Annotated in this window: 15 protein-coding genes; 8 read left to right on the forward strand and 7 right to left on the reverse strand. The window is 72.9% G+C overall.

Annotation, left to right across the window (positions count from 1 at the left end; all coding sequences use genetic code 11):
• Positions 1–91 precede the first annotated feature (91 nt).
• On the reverse strand, positions 92–856 hold the full coding sequence (locus ACIBI4_RS14080) for a GNAT family N-acetyltransferase (RefSeq protein ID WP_399204054.1): 765 nt from the start codon (positions 854–856) through the stop codon (positions 92–94).
• Between the two features lie 420 nt (positions 857–1,276).
• Between ACIBI4_RS14080 and ACIBI4_RS14085 the strand changes: the two genes are divergently transcribed.
• Entirely contained in the window at positions 1,277–1,639 is a 363-nt protein-coding gene (locus tag ACIBI4_RS14085) for an RNHCP domain-containing protein (protein ID WP_399204055.1), read from the forward strand.
• A 48-nt stretch (positions 1,640–1,687) separates the two neighbouring features.
• On the forward strand, positions 1,688–2,125 hold the full coding sequence (locus ACIBI4_RS14090; protein WP_399204057.1) for an RNHCP domain-containing protein: 438 nt from the start codon (positions 1,688–1,690) through the stop codon (positions 2,123–2,125).
• A 2-nt stretch (positions 2,126–2,127) separates the two neighbouring features.
• On the opposite strand, the gene ACIBI4_RS14095 is transcribed toward ACIBI4_RS14090, so the two are convergent.
• Positions 2,128–2,820: a M15 family metallopeptidase gene (locus ACIBI4_RS14095; protein ID WP_399204058.1), complete on the reverse strand. Its 693-nt coding sequence runs from the start codon at positions 2,818–2,820 to the stop codon at positions 2,128–2,130.
• Between the two features lie 86 nt (positions 2,821–2,906).
• Between ACIBI4_RS14095 and ACIBI4_RS14100 the strand changes: the two genes are divergently transcribed.
• The 3 genes from ACIBI4_RS14100 (at position 2,907) to ACIBI4_RS14110 (ending at position 5,834) form a co-directional block, all read left to right on the forward strand.
• Entirely contained in the window at positions 2,907–3,635 is a 729-nt protein-coding gene (locus tag ACIBI4_RS14100; RefSeq protein WP_399204059.1) for a response regulator transcription factor, read from the forward strand.
• Positions 3,622–4,737, forward strand: a complete 1,116-nt coding sequence (locus tag ACIBI4_RS14105) for a sensor histidine kinase (protein ID WP_399204060.1) — start codon at positions 3,622–3,624, stop codon at positions 4,735–4,737. The genes ACIBI4_RS14100 and ACIBI4_RS14105 overlap by 14 nt, the downstream gene beginning before the upstream one ends.
• Before the next feature lie 83 nt (positions 4,738–4,820).
• Positions 4,821–5,834 carry an endonuclease/exonuclease/phosphatase family protein gene (locus tag ACIBI4_RS14110; protein ID WP_399204061.1) on the forward strand — a complete coding sequence of 338 codons (1,014 nt, stop codon included), beginning with the start codon at positions 4,821–4,823 and terminating at the stop codon, positions 5,832–5,834.
• Positions 5,835–5,891: 57 nt separating this feature from the next.
• Here the strand turns inward: ACIBI4_RS14110 and ACIBI4_RS14115 are convergent, their stop codons facing one another.
• A complete protein-coding gene (locus ACIBI4_RS14115) occupies positions 5,892–6,434 on the reverse strand; it encodes a hypothetical protein (RefSeq protein WP_399204062.1) in 543 nt (180 codons plus the stop codon).
• A gap of 374 nt (positions 6,435–6,808) precedes the next feature.
• Here ACIBI4_RS14115 and ACIBI4_RS14120 point away from each other — a divergent pair, with 374 nt between their 5' ends.
• On the forward strand, positions 6,809–9,688 hold the full coding sequence (locus tag ACIBI4_RS14120) for an AfsR/SARP family transcriptional regulator (RefSeq protein ID WP_399204064.1): 2,880 nt from the start codon (positions 6,809–6,811) through the stop codon (positions 9,686–9,688).
• Here ACIBI4_RS14120 and ACIBI4_RS14125 read toward each other — a convergent pair.
• Positions 9,639–10,988 (reverse strand): DegT/DnrJ/EryC1/StrS family aminotransferase, encoded by a 1,350-nt coding sequence (locus tag ACIBI4_RS14125; RefSeq protein WP_399204065.1) that lies wholly within the window; start codon positions 10,986–10,988, stop codon positions 9,639–9,641. The two genes, ACIBI4_RS14120 and ACIBI4_RS14125, sit on opposite strands and share 50 nt — an antisense overlap.
• A 77-nt stretch (positions 10,989–11,065) precedes the next feature.
• Positions 11,066–12,154 carry a GNAT family N-acetyltransferase gene (locus tag ACIBI4_RS14130; protein ID WP_399204066.1) on the reverse strand — a complete coding sequence of 363 codons (1,089 nt, stop codon included), beginning with the start codon at positions 12,152–12,154 and terminating at the stop codon, positions 11,066–11,068.
• Positions 12,155–12,557: 403 nt separating this feature from the next.
• Between ACIBI4_RS14130 and ACIBI4_RS14135 the strand changes: the two genes are divergently transcribed.
• Positions 12,558–14,201, forward strand: coding sequence for a TlrC/CarA/OleB/SrmB family ABC-F type ribosomal protection protein (locus ACIBI4_RS14135; RefSeq protein ID WP_399204067.1), 1,644 nt, complete (start codon positions 12,558–12,560; stop codon positions 14,199–14,201).
• Here the strand turns inward: ACIBI4_RS14135 and ACIBI4_RS14140 are convergent.
• Positions 14,182–14,631 (reverse strand): protein phosphatase, encoded by a 450-nt coding sequence (locus ACIBI4_RS14140; RefSeq protein ID WP_399204068.1) that lies wholly within the window; start codon positions 14,629–14,631, stop codon positions 14,182–14,184. The two genes, ACIBI4_RS14135 and ACIBI4_RS14140, sit on opposite strands and share 20 nt — an antisense overlap.
• Positions 14,632–14,740: 109 nt before the next feature.
• Here ACIBI4_RS14140 and ACIBI4_RS14145 point away from each other — a divergent pair, with 109 nt between their 5' ends.
• Entirely contained in the window at positions 14,741–15,625 is an 885-nt protein-coding gene (locus ACIBI4_RS14145) for a MerR family transcriptional regulator (protein ID WP_399204069.1), read from the forward strand.
• Between the two features lie 63 nt (positions 15,626–15,688).
• Here ACIBI4_RS14145 and ACIBI4_RS14150 read toward each other — a convergent pair whose 3' ends face one another.
• Positions 15,689–18,262 carry a D-alanyl-D-alanine carboxypeptidase gene (locus tag ACIBI4_RS14150; RefSeq protein ID WP_399204070.1) on the reverse strand — a complete coding sequence of 858 codons (2,574 nt, stop codon included), beginning with the start codon at positions 18,260–18,262 and terminating at the stop codon, positions 15,689–15,691.
• Positions 18,263–18,344: the final 82 nt, after the last annotated feature.

Here is an 18,344-nt window from a genome sequence, read left to right on the forward strand (position 1 = left end):
CCAATTGGCGCGTGGGTGCGGGCCAATGCGGCTCCAGTTCGCTGGGCCATTGGCGGGCTGAGGATGGCCGTACGGGCGGGACTGCTGCGAACTATTGCGAGGACCACCACGTCGACAGCGCGGCCTCCGTGAAGCCGATGGACTCGTACAGCGGGCGGCCGAGGCGGGAGGCGGTGAGGGTGACCGGGAGGTGGGCGAGGGGGGCGAGTGAGCCGAGCATGACGGCGCGGCCCAGGCCGCGGGAGCGGTGTTCGGGCGGGGTGCCCACCCAGTAGTGGCTGCCGTATCCGTCGTCGACGACGGTGACGCAGGCGCCGGCCGGTTCGCCGTCGAGCAGGGCGAGGTGCAGCGCAAGGTCCGGCTCGTCGAGGAGCGAGGGCGGGAACTTCTCGCCGGGGCGGTACGGCTCGAAGCGGGTGAGGTCGAAGCCCGCGATGACGAGGCGTTCGGCCTGTTGGAGTTCCTGAGGGGTTCGAACCTGTGTGACCTTCAGCGCCGGCGGGGCCACAGGGCCCGGCGGGCGGATCATGACGGGCATCTGCCAGTTCCGCGCGGCCACGTGAGCGAGGTCGGTCGCACTGAACGGGTCCTCGGCGTCGACCGGGCCGGGCGAGCGGCGGGCCAGTTCGGTGAGCTCGGCCGCGTCGTCCGGGGTGAGGTCCGGCTCCTGCAGCAGGAAACGGGTCCCGGCGCGCTCGTCGCCGAGCACGGCAAGGAAGCCGCGGCGCCGGATCACCTCGTGACCGCGGGCCCTGCCGATCGCGGCCCAGAAGGCGGCGGAGTTACGGGCCTGCCGGCGCACCGCCCCGTCCACTGAATGGGGGGCGGTCGCGGGCGGCTCGTACGTGCCGGTCATGGGTGAGGGCTCCAGTTCGGGTGCGTGGCCCGCCTCGGGGGTGCGCGGGCCGGGCCAATCTAACTGCCGGTGACACGCTCAACAGGGGCCATTTGCGGGCCGGTTGGCTGGGCCAATCCCTGCCCTCGGCACCGGAGTCCCCACACCCGCACCCGCACCCGGTTAATTCGCTCGCCCCGAGCACAACCCCCCGCATACCCTCGGCCTCGTACGACCGACGAACCGACCCCGGGCCTCGCGCCCGTCGAAAGGGTGTCTTGATGACCCGGCCCGCGCCGAGTGCGCCTCGCCGTATCGCGTAAGCGACCGTTCGCCCTTCCCGGGCGGCCGTCCCGGACCCGTGGTCCGGTGTTCTGAGCTGCGCGAGGCCCTCGGCCTGCTCTTGCTGTTCTGTCCGAACCCTCAGCAAGGAGCACCCGGGTGTCCACCCACTCCACCAACACGCTCAAAATCGGTACCTTCGCCTGCGCCTGGTGCGGGCTCACCGTGTCCGCCGTCGCGCCCGACGGTGTCCGGCGCAATCACTGTCCGTCCTGTCTGCACTCGCGGCATGTCGTCGACCACGTCGAAGGCGGCGCGAGCGACTGCCATGGGCGGATGTCGCCGATCTCCATCGCCGTGCTGCGCAACGGCGACTGGCGGGTCATCCACCGCTGCGTACGGTGCGATGAGCTCACCTCCAACGCCATCTGCCCGGACGACAACCAGCTCGTCCTGATGCGGATGGCCGTCCGGCCGCTGGCCCAGCCGCCTTTCCCGCTCGAAGCGTTCGGTGCGCTGTGAACGGCGGGGAACGGACGAGCAGGGGACAGACGAGCAGGGGACGGATACATGCCTCGGCGTAATACGCGAAGCAAGGGCGAGCAGCGGCGCCAGCGGCACAAGGACGTGCTGCACACGCAGGGCGGGCATCGGGCGCGGGACTTCCGCTGTGCCGGGTGCCGGCTCGACGTACCGCTGGACGCGCCCGGGACCGGGCATCGCAACCACTGTCCGCACTGTCTGGTCAGCGTGCACGTCGATGCCCGCGTGCCCGGTGACCGGGCGGCCGGGTGCCGGGGCCGGATGGAGGCCCTGAGCCTGTCCGCGCGGGCCGACGGCGAGTGGCTGATCGTTCATCAATGTGTGCGCTGCGGGGAGTTGAGCGTCAACCGGATCGCGGGGGATGACAACCCCCTCGTTCTGGTGCGGCTGGCGCTCCGGCCCCTCGGCGCCGATCAGGGGGTGACGACCACGGCCATCGCACGCAGCGCCATGCTCGCACTGTGACCTCATGACGACTGCATACGGGGATCCTCCGTCGGGTCCGCGTACATCGCCGGGCAGCCCGCGGTCCGTGCCTGTGGGCGGAGCTCGTAGTGCCAGGGCTCGTTCGCGTAGATCTGGCACAGGCCGTACGCCGAGCCGTGGCGGGAGAGCCAGGTCGTGGCGGAGGAGGGGCCGAGGTCGGCCGCCTCCCCCGCCACGTGCGGGGAGGTCTTCGCGGTGGCCACCCAGCGGGCCGCCTCCTCCTTCGAGCCGTACTTCGCTATCGCCTCCTCGAGGAGGTGGTCCTGGTAGGCGGCAGAGCGCCAGCCGCTGTTCAGGGTGAGCGTGACGCCGGCGCGTGCGGCGTCGGCCGAGGCCGCGCGGAGGGCCTTGAGCAGGGACGGGTCGAGGTTCGCGACCGGCGGGATCGTGGCGGTGACGCGGGTGCCGTCGGGCACGGCGCCGTCCGCCACGCCCAGCGGGCGGTGCCGCGGGGGCTGCGACTCAGGGGAGGAGCCGGGGTCGGAGTCGGGGGCCCCGTCGCCGGCGGGCTCGGTCGTCGCCGTGCGCGTCGGTGTCGGGGACGCCGCCGTGAAGGAGGACGAGGAGTCCTCGGAGGAGCAGCCGGTCAGGGTGAGGGCCGAGGCGGCCAGGGTCAGCCCCAGGGCCACGGCGGTGGAAGCGGTACGGGCGGTGAGGAATCGGGCGATGGTCATGCCCGCAGTCAAGGACGGGGCGTGTTGTCCGCACGTATCCCGTTTTCGATATGCCGACGATATGGCCCGGCTCGTAGCCTCGGAGCATGCGAGTGCTGATCGTCGAGGACGAGCCCTACATGGCGGAGGCCATCCGTGACGGTCTGCGTCTGGAGGCCATCGCCGCCGACATCGCGGGCGACGGGGACACCGCGCTGGAGCTTTTGAGCGTCAACGCGTACGACATCGCCGTACTCGACCGGGACATCCCCGGGCCGAACGGTGACGAGGTCGCCAAGAGCATCGTCGCGTCGGGGAGCGGGATGCCGATCCTGATGCTGACCGCCGCGGACCGGCTCGACGACAAGGCGAGCGGGTTCGAGCTCGGCGCCGACGACTACCTCACCAAGCCCTTCGAGCTCCAGGAGCTGGTCATGCGGCTGCGCGCCCTCGACCGGCGGCGCGCGCACAGCCGGCCGCCGGTGCGGGAGCTCGCGGGCGTCCGGCTCGATCCGTTCCGGCGCGAGGTCTTCCGGGACGGGCGCTTCGTCGCGCTGACCCGGAAGCAGTTCGCGGTCCTCGAGGTGCTCGTCGCCGCCGAGGGCGGTGTGGTCAGTGCGGAGGAGCTGCTCGAACGGGCCTGGGACGAGAACGCCGACCCGTTCACCAATGCCGTACGGATCACGGTGTCCGCGTTGCGCAAGCGGCTCGGTGAGCCGTGGGTGATCGCGACGGTGCCCGGGGTCGGCTACCGCATCGAGGGTCCTGCCCCCACGGACCCCGCAGACCCCACGGACCCCACGCCGGAAGGAGGCGGGCGCCATGCCTCCGGCTAGGCAGCGCGGGCTCAGCGTCCGCCTCAAACTCACCCTGAGCTACGCCGGTTTCCTCATGCTCGCCGGCGGACTGCTGCTGGTCGCCATCGGGTTCTTCCTGAAGAAGCAGGGCTGGCTGCGCACCAACGCCGAGGGGTCGTACTGGCAGTCCCCCGGCACCGAGTTCGTGCGCGGCTTCACCCCCTTGGCGGCCGCCGTCATGACGTTCCTGCTGGTCTTCGGCCTCCTCGGCGGATGGATCCTGGCCGGGCGGATGCTCGAACCGCTCGACCGCATCACGCACGCCACCCGCACGGCCGCCGCGGGCTCGCTCGCGCACCGCATCCGGATGCCGGGGCGCCAGGACGAGTTCCGTGAGCTCGCGGACGCCTTCGACATGATGCTCGCGCGGGTCGAGGCGCAGGTCGCCGAGCAGCGCAGGTTCGCGGCCAACGCCTCGCACGAGCTGCGCACACCGCTCGCCATCTCGAAGGCGCTGCTCGATGTGGCCCGTACCGATCCGCACCAGGACATGGGCGAACTGATCGAGCGTCTCTCCGCCGTCAACACCCGCGCGATCGACCTGACCGAGGCGCTGCTGCTGCTCAGCCGCGCCGACCAGCGGTCCTTCGGGAGCGAGCCGGTGGATCTCTCGCTGCTCGCGGAGGAGGCCGCCGAGACGCTGCTTCCGCTCGCCGAGCGGCGCCATATCGCCCTGGAGACCTCCGGTTCCCCGGCCTTCGCGTTCGGCTCGCCGGCGCTGCTGCTGCAGGTGACGACGAACCTCGTGCACAACGCGATCGTCCACAACCTGCCGAAGCAGGGCTTCATCCGGGTCGAGACCGCCATACGGCCCGGGGTCGCCTCGCTCACCGTCGAGAACAGCGGCGAGCGGCTCTCCCCCCAGGTGGTCGCGACCCTCACCGAGCCCTTCCAGCGCGCCACCGAGCGCGTCCACGGCGACCACTCGGGCGTCGGTCTGGGGCTCGCGATCGTCCGGCGGATCACCGAGGTGCACCACGGCACCCTCTCCCTCATCCCGCGTGCGGAAGGAGGGCTCCGTATCACCGTCGAACTGCCCTCCGCACCGCCCGACTTCAGTTACAGGACGTCCGACCAGTGAGCCAAGCAGTACGAGAAGTCACCGACACCACGCCGAGGCAGGACAGGGGTCCCGGGAGCGAAGGCAAGGGCCCGCGGCCTCGGTTGCGCAGAGCGGTCCGCGCGCTCGCCGGGAAGGGGCCATGGCGGCGCGGCCTCGTGCTCGCCGCGCTGGCCCTGCTCCTGGGCCTGTCGATGGCGCTGCACGCGCAGGTCCCCGATGCCGGCGGGCTCGGCGCGCTCGGGGAGACCTTCCTGCCGTGGTCCGGTGCGGTCGTGCCCGTGCTGCTCGTGGCCGCGTTGTGGCGCCGGTCCGCCTCGGCCGTGGTCGCGCTGCTGCTGCCGGCCCTCGTGTGGACGAGCCTCTTCGGCTCGCTGCTGCTCGACAAGTCGCAGTCCGGTACGGCCGATCTCACGGTCGTCAGCCACAACGTCGGGGCCGGGAACCCGGACCCGGCCGGCACGGCACGTTCCCTGGCCGCCTCGGGTGCGGATCTGCTGGCCCTGGAGGAGCTGTCCGACGCCGCGCGCGGCACGTACGAGAAGGAGCTGGCGAAGACGTATCCGCACCATGTCGTCGAGGGCACGGTCGGTCTGTGGAGCAAGGTGCCGCTCTCGGACACCGAGCCGGTCGACGTGCTGCGCGGCAACGTCGGTCCGCTGGCCGAGGAGCGACTGCGCGAGCACCCCGAGGACGTGCCCGAGGAACCGGCCCGCGCCCTGCGCGCCACCGCGGCCACGGAGCGGGGGCCGCTCGCGGTGTACGTGGTGCACCTGGGGTCGGTGCGGGTCATGCCGCGGGGCGGCTTCTGGACGGATTCGCGCGACGCGGGCCTGGAGAAGCTCACGCGGGCCGTCACCGCCGACCGGAGCGAACGCGTCGTGGTGCTCGGTGACATGAACGGCACCACGGACGACCGCACGTTCGCCGGGCTCACCTCGCAGCTGCGCTCCGTGCAGGAGGAGGCCGGTGACGGGTTCGGTTTCAGCTGGCCGAAGGCGTTCCCGGTCGCGCGGATCGACCAGATCCTGGTCCGGGGCGTGGACCCGCACAGCGCGTGGCTGCTCCCGGCGACCGAGAGCGATCACCTGCCGGTGGCGGCGGGGATCGACTGGTGAGTCCCGGCGGGGCGCAGCCGCGGTGCCCCCTCTCACCCGGCCGTACCCGCCGCCTCCTCACCCGCCCGTACGCGACTCCCGGCGCAGCTCGTACGACTCCCCCGCGAGCCACAGCCGCCCCGCCGTATCCGCGTAGAACCCGCCCCGTTCGGGCTGTCCGCGCAGGAACGCGTAGGCCGCCGACGTCAGCCGGAGCGTGCCGCCGCCGCAGCCGATGACGCCCGGCAGCGCGCTGAGCTGCGGCGCCCAGGAGCGCGGGACCTTCACGGTGTACGTGGCGTCCGAGCCGGTCGCCTTCTCCAGGGCGTGCAGGACGTCGCCGTAGCGGGCGTGCGCGAGCGCCGAGCGCAGTGCGGACTCCAGGCTCCACAGGCCCGCGTCCACCTGGTCGCACGCGAAGATCCGGCCGGGCCGCGAGCGCGCGTACGCGAACCAGGTGCCCGTACGCGAAGGCAGTGCGTAGCCGATCGGATAGCCGCCGGGCAGCCCGTCCTGTACGCAGATGTACACGGCGGCGCTCGCGTCGCCGTCGTCCTGCGTGAGGAAGAGACCGCGCTCGGCGAGGAGACTCGTCAAAGGTGTGGTGTCGATGCCGCTCAACTGGGTTCCGCCTTCCGTGGGCCGGGCCGGGGCACGGCGGCCGGTTTCCCCCCTCGCCCGGCCGCCGCGCTTGCAAAGCGTCTCGGGAGGCGTTGCAATGCCGATGAAATTCCGATGACGGCGAGAGCCTGTTTCCGAACCCCCGTCGTTCGTCCGAAGGACGGCGCAGCGGCGGTCGGTGCGTGCTCTCGGCGTGCGGCGTTCCAGGTCATGAATGGGGTCTCCCCTGCTCGAACGAAGTTGAGAGCTTGGGGAAGGAGCCACCTGTCCTGGGGCGCCGTGCGGCGAGAGTGCGTGCCGGGCGTCGGGGCGCAGACGGGGGTTCGGAAACAGGCTCTCAGAGCGATGGGGGCGGTGTGGTGTTGCGAGTTGCCGTGCTCGGACCCGTCCGGGCGGGCCGTGGCGACGTCGCGTTGAGCCTCGGGCCCACGCGCCGCCAGGCGGTGTTCGTGGCGCTCGCGCTGCGTGCGGGGCGGGTGGTCGGCCGGGAGCAGCTGCTCGACGCGGTGTGGGGTGAACGCCCGCCCGCGACGGGCGTCAAGGTCCTGCCGAGCTATGTGTACGCGTTGCGCCGCCACCTCGATCCGCCCGGCACACGGCCCGAGGACTCGCTCATCCGGGGTGACGCGGGCGGCTACCGGCTCGCCACGGAGCAGGTTCACTTCGCGCTGGATACCGATGAGCTGGATCGTCTCGTACGGGATGCGGGAGCGGCGGCCGCCGACGCGCTCCCCGCCCTGGACCGTGCCCTCGCCCTGGTCCGCGGCGAACCACTCACCGGTCTGCCCGGCCCCTTCGCGGAGGCCGAGCGGGAGCGGCTGCGGCAGCGGGTGCGGGCGGTGCGGGTGCGGCGGCTCGGCGCCCTCGTGGAGCTCGGGCGGTACGGGTCCGTGGTGGACGAGCCGACGGCGCACTTCGACCCGTGCGACGAGCAGTTCGCGGTGCTGCGGATCCGGGCGCTGCACGGGAGCGGGCGGCAGGCCGAGGCGCTGCAGGTGTACGAGGACATCCGGCGGCGGCTGCGGCGGGAGCTGGGCGTCGATCCCGGGGCGGAGCTGCGGCGCGCGCACGCGGCGGTGCTGCGGCAGGAGGCACCGGAGCGGCCCCCCGGGCCGCCTCGAGCAAACCCTGCCCCCGCCCCCGCCCCCGTCAACACCCTCCCCGGCGACGCGGGCCGGCTCATCGGCCGGGACGCCGAACTCGCCCTGCTCACGGGGCCGTCCGACCCCGGCGCCGTATCGCTCCTGACCGTGCACGGACCGGCCGGGGTCGGCAAGAGCGCGCTGGTGGTGCGGGCCGCGCGGGAGATGAGCGGACGGTTCCCGCACGGCTGCCTCTTCGTGGACCTGCGCGGCCACAGCACCCAGCGCCGCCAGACACCCGAGCAGGCACTGCAGCGGCTGCTGCGGTCCCTCGGCGCCGCGAAGGGCGAACTGCCTTCGGAGTTGGAGGAGTTGACGGAAGCCTGGCGCTCGGCGACCAGCGCACTGCGGCTGCTGCTCGTCCTGGACGACGCCCTCGACGCCGAGCAGGTCCGTCCGCTGCTGCCGGCGGGCGCGGGCAGCCGGGTCCTGGTCGCGGGACGGCGACGGCTCGCGGACCTGGACGCGGAGCGGCGAGTGGGTCTGGAACCGCTGGACGGCGACCGGGCGGTCTCGCTGCTCACGCATCTCATCGGCGCGGAACGCGCGGACAAGGAGCAGGAGGCCGCGCGGCGGCTGGCCCGGCTGTGCGACGGGCTGCCGCTCGCGCTGCGGATCGCCGGGTCCCGGCTGCAGAACCGCACCGCGTGGAGCGTGGAGTACCTGGTGGGGCGGATGGCCGGGGACGAACGGCTGCTCGGGGAGCTGAGCGTGGGCGACCGGAGCGTGGAGGCTGCGTTCCGCCTGTCGTACGACCACCTGGACCGTGAACAGCAGCGCGGCTTCCGGGCGTTGGGGCTTGCCCCGACGGTGGAGTTCGATGTGCGGACGGCGGCGGCGATGCTCGGCTCGTCCTCGTACGAGGCCGAGGACCTCCTGGAGAGCCTCGTGGACGCGAGCCTCCTCCAGCAGCCCGGGCCCGGCCGCTACCGCCTGCACGACCTGGTCCGCGTCCACGCCCGCCGCACCGCGGAGGCCTTCCCGTCGGAGGCGTCGGCCGTCCGTACGAAGGCGCTGCTGCTGCATCTGACGGCGGCGCGGCTTGCGAGCGACTGGGGACCCGCGGGCTTTCCCAGCGGGCCCACCGTGCTCGCCGCCGACGACGCCGACGACGTCGGCGACACCTTCGACACCCCCCGCCCCGAACAGAACCCCACCCGCTTCGGCGACTGGCGGGAGGCCGAGGGCTGGCTCGACGCGTTCGGGGGCGAGCTGCCCGATGTCGTCGGGTACGCGGTGGCATGCGGCGAGTACGACCTGGCGTGCTGGATCGCCGAGGCGTACACCGACTACTTCGTACGGCAGGGCCGCTACCACGAGGCGCAGACCGCGCTCGACCTCGTCCTGCCGCACACCGAGCGCGCCACCGACCCGCGGATGCCGCTCGCGGTCCGTACGTGCCTGGGCTACACCGCGATCCACCAGCGCCGCTACTCGCAGGCCCGCGCCCTGTGCACCGAAGTCCTCGCGCCGGCCCGCCGCCTGGGCCTGGCCGGCGAGGAGGCACGGGCGCTCACGGGGCTCGGCGCGACCGCGCTGAGCGTCGGCGAGGGCGAGCGGGCCCTGGCGTACGTGACGGAGGCGGCCGAGGTGTGCCGGCGGCGCGGCGACACCTGGCTCGGCGCGATGGCGCTGCTGATCCAGGGGCTTTCGCACCAGTTCGAGGGCCGCGGCGACGCGGCGCTCACGAGCTTCGCCGCGGCGCGGCAGGTCGCGGAGGCGGACGGGCGGCCGCACCTGCTCGGCCGGATCCTCAGCTGCAGCGCCGACATCCATCTGCCCCGCGGCCGGCACGAGGAGGCCGCCCGGCTGCTCACCGCTGCGGTCCGCCTGGTCGAGCAGGGCGGTGACGTGTTCCTGGGCGCCCGCAGTCTGACCCGGCTCGGCACCGCGGTGCACGGCAGCGGCGACCCGTCGGCGTCGATCATGCTGCATCACCAGGCCCTGGCCCAGCTGCGGTTGCTGTCGCCGCTGACCGAACCCAGCTACGCATGGCTGGAGATGGACATCCGCACACGCCTGGCCGCCGCCCTCATGGCGACGGGCCGCCTGGAGGAGGCACTCAGGCAGTACGAGGAGGTGGTGCGGGCGGCAGGGCCGAGCCCTCGCTAGCCGCACCTCCCGTGGCCGCGCCCTCGCCGGCCGCACCTCCCGTCGCCGGGCCCTCGCCGGCCGCACCCCCCGCGGCCGCCCCCTCGACCCCACCCTCGACCGCACCCGCCTGCGCACTCCCCACGAACCGCGCGGGCCGTACCCCCTCCTGCTCCAGCGCACGGATCACCCGCACGGCCTGCCGCGGATCCGCGGGCAGCACATGCGCGGCGAACCAGCGGGCGGCCTGGGGGGACGGGGACGGATCGGTGAACTCAAGGCCCGCGTAGTCGTCGAGCGGCGGGTCGTAGAGGTAGCCGCTGACCAGGCCGTGGCGGACGAGCCGGTCGACGAGGGCGTCCCGGTCCTCGACCAGGAGGGGCGCGCGGAACAGCGGCAGCGGGCCCTCGTGCGCGAGGTGCGCGCGCAGCGCCGGGGAGGCCCAGCTCGTGCCGGTCAGCGCGGCCACGCCCGTGCGCCGCCGCGCCAGATCCCGGTCGAGCGCGGCGAGCCGCAGCGCCAGTGAACCGCGGACCAGGGGGCCGTGACGGTCGCGGTAGCCGTGCAGGTCGACCCGGAGCCAGGACTCGTACGCGGGGAGGCCCGGCGCGCGGGTGCCGGAGAGCGTGAGGCGGGGAGCCCGCAGGGGCATACGGAACGCGTCGCGTTCGAGGAGTCCGAGGCGCTGGGCGGTGCGCCAGACCGGCCGTACGAGACGCAGGGTGCGCACGGCCGAGCGGGCCAGCGGCAGCAGCGCGGTGGCCACGTCCTGGCGCAGCCGGGCGGGCAGCAGCAGGTCGTCGCGCAGGCGCTCCAGTTCGCGCCGGGTACGGGCGTCACCGACCGCGAGGAAGCCGCCCGCCATGCCCTGCACATGCTTGCCGAGGCTGAAGGCGCCCGCGGTCCCGAAGGTGCCGACGGCCTGCCCGTCGAGGTGCGTGCCGATCGCGTGCGCGGCGTCCTCGAAGAGCGGGATCCCCAACCGGTCGCAGCGGGTGCGCAGTTCCCGGACCCGGTCCGGCATCCCGTACAGGTTCGTGGTGAGGACGGCGTCGAGCCCCTGCCACATCGTCTCGGGCACGGCGGCCGGGTCGATGTTGCCGTCCGCGGCCGAGACGGGCGCCTGCACCGGCCGCAGCCCGGCGGCGAGCACCACGAACAGGATGACGTCGTCGTTGACCGGCGACATCAGGACCCGCCCGCCGGGCCGGCACCAGCGGCGCAGCGCCAGGTAGAGGGCGAGCCGCGCGGAGGGCGTGTAGAGGCACTCCCGCCCGAGCCGCCGTGTCATCGCGTCCGCGAGCCTCGCTCCGTACGGCATGAGCCACCTCCGCGCTGCGGGCCGGTTCGGGTGGTGCGGGCCTGGTCGGGTGGTGCGGCTGGGCGGGTGGTGCGGGGTCAGCGTCCGGAGCGCGCCGTCCTGAGCGCGCCGGCCGCCTTGAGGAGCCGGTCGGCGGGCTCGCGCAGCCGGGGGTGCGCGTTGACGGTGTTGCGCAGGCCGCGGACCGGGCGGCGCCAGGTGCGCAGGGCGGTGGCGACGGGGTGCGGGCGGTGCGCGAAGCCCTCGGCGACGCGCAGTTCGCGGGTTTTCAGCCAGTCCTTGTACGTCTTGTCGCCGCGCCCGAAGTCCATGACCTGCACCCCTTGGCGCCCGGCGGCCTCGGCCATCCGCAGGTGCATCATCAACCCGGGCGAGTAGTAGTGAAGTTCGGGGTCGTACGTGGTGAACCAGGCGGCGAAGACCGTGCGCGACGCGGGCCCGAAGTGCACGGCCACCGGCCGCTCCCCCGCGTACAGGACGGACATCACTCCGGTGAAGTGCTCCTCGCGCACCTCGAAGAGGTCCTCGACGAGCGCGACGATCCACGGCTTGGCGAAGCGGTCCATCCGGCCGGTCCTGCGGTACTGCGCCGACTTCCACTCCATCAGCTGCCGCAGCATCGCCGGATCCCGCTCGTCGTACACGAACCGCAGCTCCCCGATGTCGCGCGCGAGCCGCCGCTCCTTCTTGAGCGTCGTCTTGGCGAGCCCGGGATAGGTGGCGCGCAGCCACCCGGCGTACGGGGCGTCGGCAGGCTCGAGGTCGACGACCGGGGAGGCGAACGTGCCGGTCACGTAGGGGGCGAACGGCCGCTGTTCCGCGACGAGATGGTCGAACTCGAAGACCGCGAGCCCGCATTCCCGCAGTAACTGGCGGGGGTTCCAGGCGACACCGGGGCGGTGCACGAGCGCCTGGCTGTCGGAGAGCCCGAGCCCGATGGCGCGCCCGACGCCCAACGGGCCTCTCTCGTACGGGAAGAAGCCGACGGGCTCGCCCGCCTGCCGCAGCACCGCGACCCGGGCGGCGGGGCGGTGGCGGCCGATCCCGGCGGCGAACTCCGGTGCGAGGAAGGGGTTCGCATAGAGCGGCGACTCGTCCATCGCCTCGTGCCAGGCCTTGCGGAGCCCGCCGGCGAGCTCCTGCGGTCTGTGGATCGATATGTCCACGCGGTCCGCCCTCCACGGGTGCGACCGGGGGCGGGCCCGTTGAAGGACGCGCACGGCAGTGGTGGCCGCCCCCCGGATCCCCCGACCCCTGCCGGGCTTAAACGTCGCGAATCCGTATGCAGCCTGTCAAGGCTCCCGCCTGTAATGGATTGGTCATGAACCGTCCTGCGGGGGAGAAAACGACTGGTGGGCGGGGTGAGGGTCGCGGGGCATCCGGGGGCTCCGCACTGGGCCGCGCAAATTTCTCGACGAGACGAGACGATCCGTCTTGCCAAACGCTTCCGGATGCCGTACGGTCTCCGACATGGGTTCCCTGTGATCACTGCCAACGTCCCCGCGTAGAGCCTCGCTCCGCGGCAGGCGTTCCGAGCCGTCGTCCTTTCGAGCCCAAGGGGGCCTGCGCATGCGTGCGCCAGTTGCTCAGCTGTCCGTCCACGACGTCACCCACCGCTACGCGAGCGGCACCGAGGCTGTCCTCGACTCTCTCTCCTTCTCCGTCGCGCCCGGCGAGAAGGTCGGCATCATCGGCGACAACGGCTCCGGGAAGTCCACGCTTCTCAAGCTGCTGGCCGGTGAACTGACGCCCACCACGGGCGAGGTGACCGTCACCGCCCCCGGCGGCGTCGGCTACCTCGCCCAGAGCCTGGAGCTGCCGGGCGAGGCGAGCGTGCAGGACGCGGTCGATCGCGCGCTCGCCGGTCTGCGCGCCCTGGAAAGGGAGGTGCGGCAGAGCGAGGCCGCCCTGGAAACGCTCCGGGGCGCCGCGCTCGACACCGCGCTCGTCTCGTACGGCGAACTCCTCGCCCGCTACGAGGCCCGCGACGGCTACGGCGCCGACGCCCGCGTCGAGCTCGCCCTGCACGGTCTCGGCCTGCCCGGCCTGGACCGCGGCCGGCGCCTCGGCACGCTCTCCGGCGGCGAACGGTCCCGGCTCGCGCTCGCCGCGACCCTGGCCGCCGCACCGGAGCTGCTGCTGCTCGACGAACCCACCAACGACCTCGACGACCGGGCCCTGGCCTGGCTGGAGGACCAGCTGCGCCGACGGCGCGGCACGGTCGTCGCGGTCACCCACGACCGGGTGTTCCTGGAGCACCTGACCAGCACCGTCCTGGAGGTCGACGAGGCCCGTGCGACCCGCTACGGGGACGGCTACAGCGGCTATGTCGCCGCGAAGGCCGCCGAACGCCGGCGCCGGATCCGGGAGTACGACCAGTGGCGCGACGAACTCGCCCGCAACCGCAGGCTCGCCGAGTCCAACGTCGCCCGGCTCGACGCGATCCCGCGCAAGGTGCCGCTCGCGGTCTTCGGGCACGGCGGGTTCCGTGCGCGGGGGCGCGGCCACGGGGCGATGGTGCGGATCCGCAACGCGAAGGAACGCGTGGCCCGGCTCACCGCCGAACCCGCGCAACTGCCGCCCGACCCGCTGCAGTTCACGGGGCTGATGGAAGGAGGCACCGATGACGCGTCCGCCGAACTCACCGGGATCCGGGTGCCCGGCCGGCTCGACCTGCCGCACCTGCGGATCGCACCCGGCGAACGGCTCCTTGTGACCGGCCCCAACGGCGCGGGCAAGTCGACACTGCTCGCCGTGCTGTCCGGGGAACTCGCCGCGGCGGCGGGCACGGTCCGGGCGCCGGGCCGCATCGGGCATCTGCGGCAGCGCGAGGTCCCGTGGCCGTCCGCGATGCCGGTCCTGAAGGCGTTCGCGTACGGCCGCACCGGCACGGTCGAGGAGCACCGCGAACTGTTCCTGTCCCTGGGCCTGTTCCGGCCCGCCGACCTGAAACTGCGGGTCGGCGAGCTCTCGTACGGCCAGCGCCGCCGCATCGAACTGGCCCGTCTGGTCACCGAGGAGGTCGACCTGCTGCTGCTCGACGAACCGACGAACCACCTCTCACCGGCCCTCGTCGAGGAACTGGAGGAGGCGCTCGACGCCTACCGGGGCGCCCTCGTGGTCGTCACGCACGACCGCCGGATGCGCGAGCGCTTCGTGGGCACCCGGCTCGCCCTCGACGCGGGGCGGGTGCTCACTGCGGTGGCGGCGTGAAGCCGCAGCGGGCGACGTACCGCTTCTGCCAGGGCGTCTCCACGGCCCGGCGGTCGTAGTTCCGGCGTACGAAGGCCACGGCCTCGTGCGCCGGGACACCGTCCAGCACCGCGAGACAGGCGAGCGCGGTCCCGGTCCGCCCGCGCCCGCCGCCGCAAGCCACCTCGACGCGCTCACCGGCCGCCCGCTCCCAGACCGTGCGCAGGGCGGCGGGCGCGTCGGCGCCGGGCAGCCAGAAGTCCGGCCACTTCAGCCAGGCCGACTCCCACGGCTGTGCGGGCGGCGGCTTCCCCAGGAGATAGAGGCCGTACGTGGGTTCAGGGCCGGGCGGCAGGGGGTGCCGCAGTCCACGGCCCCGGATCATCCGCCCCGAGGGCAGCGTCAGCACTCCGGCCGCCCCTGATTCCCATGTCTCATGTGCGTTCCCCATACGGACACGCTAGCCGTGCGCCGCGTGGGGCGTTTGACCTTGCCCCTGGGGCAGAGCCCAGGGTCGGGTCCACCGGGGGCAATCGCGCCCGGTCACGGAGGATGGACCCATGACGCAACATCCCGCTGACGGCGGACGCGACGAGGACGGATGGCTCACGATCGGGGCGTTCGCGGCCCGCTCGCGCCTCTCCGCGAAGGCCCTCAGGCTGTACGACCGGCTGGGACTGCTCGCGCCCGCCCGCGTCGACCCCGTCAGCGGCTACCGCTTCTACCGGCCCGAACAGGTCGAACAGGCCCGTCTCGTCGCCCTGTTGCGGCAGCTCGACATGCCGCTCGCGACGGTCATCGAGATCGTCGCGCTCGACGACACCCGCGCCGCGGCGGCCGTCGAGGCGTACTGGAGGGACGTCGAGGAGCGGTTCGCGGCCCAGCGGACGCTGGTCCATTTCCTCCGTGGACGGCTTTCAGGGAGGAGTTCCGAGATGTACGAGAAGTTCGAGATCCGCACGGTCGAGGTGCCCGAGCAGACGGTGCTCACCGAGACCCGCCACACGCTCGCGGGCGAACTGCCCGCGTACATCGGTGAGTCGCTGGGCCGCCTGGAGAAGGCGGCGCAGGAGTGCGGGGGCATCACGGCCGCACCGTTCGTGGCGTACCACGCCGAGGTCACACAGGAGAGCGACGGTCCAGTGGAGAGCTGCGTCCCGGTCGCGGACGCGGAGGCGGCCCGCGCGTGGGCGGAGCGCCAGGGCCCCGCGGTCGCCTTCCGCGTCGAGCCCGCCCGCCGCTACGCGTACACCCGGATCACCAAGGCGCAGGTGTTCTACCCGCAGATCATCGCGGCGTACGAGGCCGTGGAGCACTGGATCCAGGCGCAGGGACTGCGGATCGAAGGACCCTGCCGGGAGATCTACATCGCGCCGTGGGACACGCTGGGTCCGGACGACGAGGCGTGCGACATCGCGTACCCCGTGAGCGCGGCCGGTCGCTGAGCCCCAACGGACGCGGGGCCCGGGGCAGCGCCCCGCACCCCGCACCCTCCCTGCTTCTTCCGCCTACATGATCCGCGTCAGCTTCGCGCCGAAGCCGGGCTCCTCCAGGTCCGACTGGAGCGCGACCGGCACGCTGACCGCCTCGCCCTTGCCGTCGCCGACCGTGAGGACACCGACCTCGGTACCGGCCTTCGCCTTGTGCGGCATCGTCTTCTCGGCCTGGAGGCCGAGCTCGACCGTCAGGCCCGACCAGCCGACCGCCTTGACGTCCTTGGTGGCCACGACGGGCGTCGTGCCGCCGAGCCCGTCGTCCACGTGCCCGACGACGTCGCCCTTCTTCACGACCGTCTTCGACTCCAGCGCCGCCTCCGCCGCGTCCATCAGCTTGCGGCTGTTGGCGGTCACCTCGTCGATGTTCGCGTTCGTGTGCTTCGCGAACTGCGCGAGGGCCGCGCCGATCACGATCTGTTCCTTGCCGTCGATGGTCTTCGACGAGGCGAAGAGCAGGTTGCCGCCGGCCGCCGTGGTCGTACCGGTCTTGATGCCCACCGCGACGGTCGGGACGAGGTTGTTGAAGTTGTACCAGAGCGACCCGTCGCCCCTGGCCGGGTCACCGCGGCCGTTGCCCGGCTTGTACGAGCCCTGCCCGGAGATCTGCTTGAACACCGGGATCTCCATGGCGGCCCGGCCCAGCTTGACCAGGTCCTCGGCGGTGGACACCGTCGTCTTGTCCAGACCGCTCGGGTCCGTGTACGTGGTGTTCTTCATGCCGAGTTCCGCGGCGGCGTCGTTCATCTTCTGGACGAACGCCTTCTCGTCGCCGTCGGAGTCCCAGCGGGCGAGCAGCCGTGCGACGTTGTTCGCGGACGGCAGCATGATCGCCTGGATCGCCTCGTACTCCGAGAGCTTCTCGCCCTCCTTGACGTCGACGACCGACTCCAGGTCCTTCTTGCCGGAGACGTAGTGGTCCTCGGCCTCCTTGTCGACGGTGATCATCGGGCCCTTGTCGTCGCCCTTGAGCGGGTGCTCCTTGAGGATCACGTACGCCGTCATGACCTTCGCGATCGACGCGATCGGTACGGGCTTCTGGTCGCCGTACGTGCCGAAGGAACCGATGCCCTCGACATCGAGCGCCGCCTGGCCCTGGTCCGGCCACGGGATCTGCGGCTTGTCGCCCTCGAAGGAGACGGTCTGCTGCGCGGTGAGCGTCAGCTTCGGGGTCGGCAGCGGACGTACGGCCTGTGCGACAGCAAAGACGATCGCGAGAAGGAGCAGCAGCGGCGTCCAGATCTTGATCCGCCGCCCGACCGTCCGCATCGGCGTCTCCGCCGGGGGCGGCCGGTTCGTCAGCTCGGCGAGCAGATCGATCGGCGCCTTGGGCGGCAACGGCTGCTGGGCGGTGCGCTCGGGGCCGGCGTTGACGGGCGTGGGGGCGGGCTGCTCGGGGGCGGCGGGCGCGGCAGGCGCCTTCGGCTCGGCCTTGGGTGCTGGCTTGGGTTCGGCCTTGGGCGCGCTCTTGGGTTCGAGCGGCTTGAGTGCGACGAAGGTGCTGGTGCGCTCGGCGGAGGACTCGGCTTCACCGTCACCGCCGGCCTTCGCGTCCGGCTCGGCGTCCGCCTTTGCATCCTGCTTTACGTCTGCCACGTCGGGCTTCGCGTCGGACGGCGCGTCGCTCTTCGCGTCGGGGCGCACGGTGCGGAACATGGCCGTCGGCTGGTCGACGGGCGGCGGCACGGCCTTGAAGACGGCGGTGGCCTGGTCGACGGGGGGTTCGGCGTCGGCGTCGTCGGTGCCGTCGGTTCCGTCGGTTCCGTCGGTGTCTTCGCCGGCGGCGTCATCGGACTTGGCGTCCGCGGCGGTCGGGGCGTCCTCGGCGTCGGGCTCGGGCTCATCGGCGTCGGCGGGCTCGGGGTCGGGGTCGGGGTCGGGCTCGCTTGCGGCCTCGGGTTCGGTGTCAGCAGCAGGTGCCGCGGGCTCAGCCTCGGCCTCCGGCTCGACCTCGTCCTCGCCCTCGACCTCGTCCGCCGGCTCGGCGTCCGGCGCAGGCTCGGTCTCGACGTCCGCCTCAGCCTCGACCTCGGTCTCCGGCTCGGGCTCGGGCTCGGCCTCAGTCTCCGCCTCACCCTCGTCCTCGGCCCCAGAAGCAGCCTCAGCGTCCGGCTCACCCTCGGACGCTCCCGAATCCGCTCCCCCGGCCACCCAAGCCGCCACAGCAGCCCGCAGCCGCGCGTCCCCGTCGGAGTCACCGGATGCGCCGGGCTCGGCGGACTCGGCAGGCTCGCCGGACTCGCCGGACTCCCTCCCCGTATCCGCAACCGCCGCAGCGTCAGCGGCGTCATCGGAAGCAGCGTCCGAATCCTCGCCGGAGCCGGAGCCGGATGCGGCACCGGCACCGGATCCCGATGCGGCACCGGAGGCGGAACCTTCCGCCTCGCCTCCCGCCACCCCGCGCAACGCAGCCGTCGAGAACACCGCCGTCGCCTGGTCCGCCTTCGGCTCGCTCGCGCGGGGGCGGGACACGGCGATGCGGGGATCCGCGGCGCGTTCCTCGGACGGGGCCGGACCCTTCGGTTCCACCGAACCGTTCGCGTCCGAAGTCTTCCCCTGCTGCGCCCTGTCCGGGGTCTCGCCCGCCACCGATGCCTCCCTAGCTCCGACCGATCGACCTGAGTCCTGAGTTACGCCTCAACGACCCGTACAGCCTGAACGACCCGCACGA

This window comes from Streptomyces sp. NPDC050418, assembly GCF_044458745.1.
GTDB lineage: Bacteria > Actinomycetota > Actinomycetes > Streptomycetales > Streptomycetaceae > Streptomyces.

What these genes read in the sequence shown, in the direction of transcription:
- ACIBI4_RS14100 (WP_399204059.1), top strand. Translation starts at nt 2,907, where the DNA reads ATGCGAGTGCTGATCGTCGAGGACGAGCCCTACATGGCGGAGGCCATC.
- ACIBI4_RS14090 (WP_399204057.1), top strand. Translation starts at nt 1,688, where the DNA reads ATGCCTCGGCGTAATACGCGAAGCAAGGGCGAGCAGCGGCGCCAGCGG.
- ACIBI4_RS14140 (WP_399204068.1), bottom strand. Translation starts at nt 14,631, where the DNA reads ATGGGGAACGCACATGAGACATGGGAATCAGGGGCGGCCGGAGTGCTG.
- ACIBI4_RS14105 (WP_399204060.1), top strand. Translation starts at nt 3,622, where the DNA reads ATGCCTCCGGCTAGGCAGCGCGGGCTCAGCGTCCGCCTCAAACTCACC.
- ACIBI4_RS14095 (WP_399204058.1), bottom strand. Translation starts at nt 2,820, where the DNA reads ATGACCATCGCCCGATTCCTCACCGCCCGTACCGCTTCCACCGCCGTG.
- ACIBI4_RS14080 (WP_399204054.1), bottom strand. Translation starts at nt 856, where the DNA reads ATGACCGGCACGTACGAGCCGCCCGCGACCGCCCCCCATTCAGTGGAC.
- ACIBI4_RS14125 (WP_399204065.1), bottom strand. Translation starts at nt 10,988, where the DNA reads ATGCCGTACGGAGCGAGGCTCGCGGACGCGATGACACGGCGGCTCGGG.
- ACIBI4_RS14145 (WP_399204069.1), top strand. Translation starts at nt 14,741, where the DNA reads ATGACGCAACATCCCGCTGACGGCGGACGCGACGAGGACGGATGGCTC.
- ACIBI4_RS14135 (WP_399204067.1), top strand. Translation starts at nt 12,558, where the DNA reads ATGCGTGCGCCAGTTGCTCAGCTGTCCGTCCACGACGTCACCCACCGC.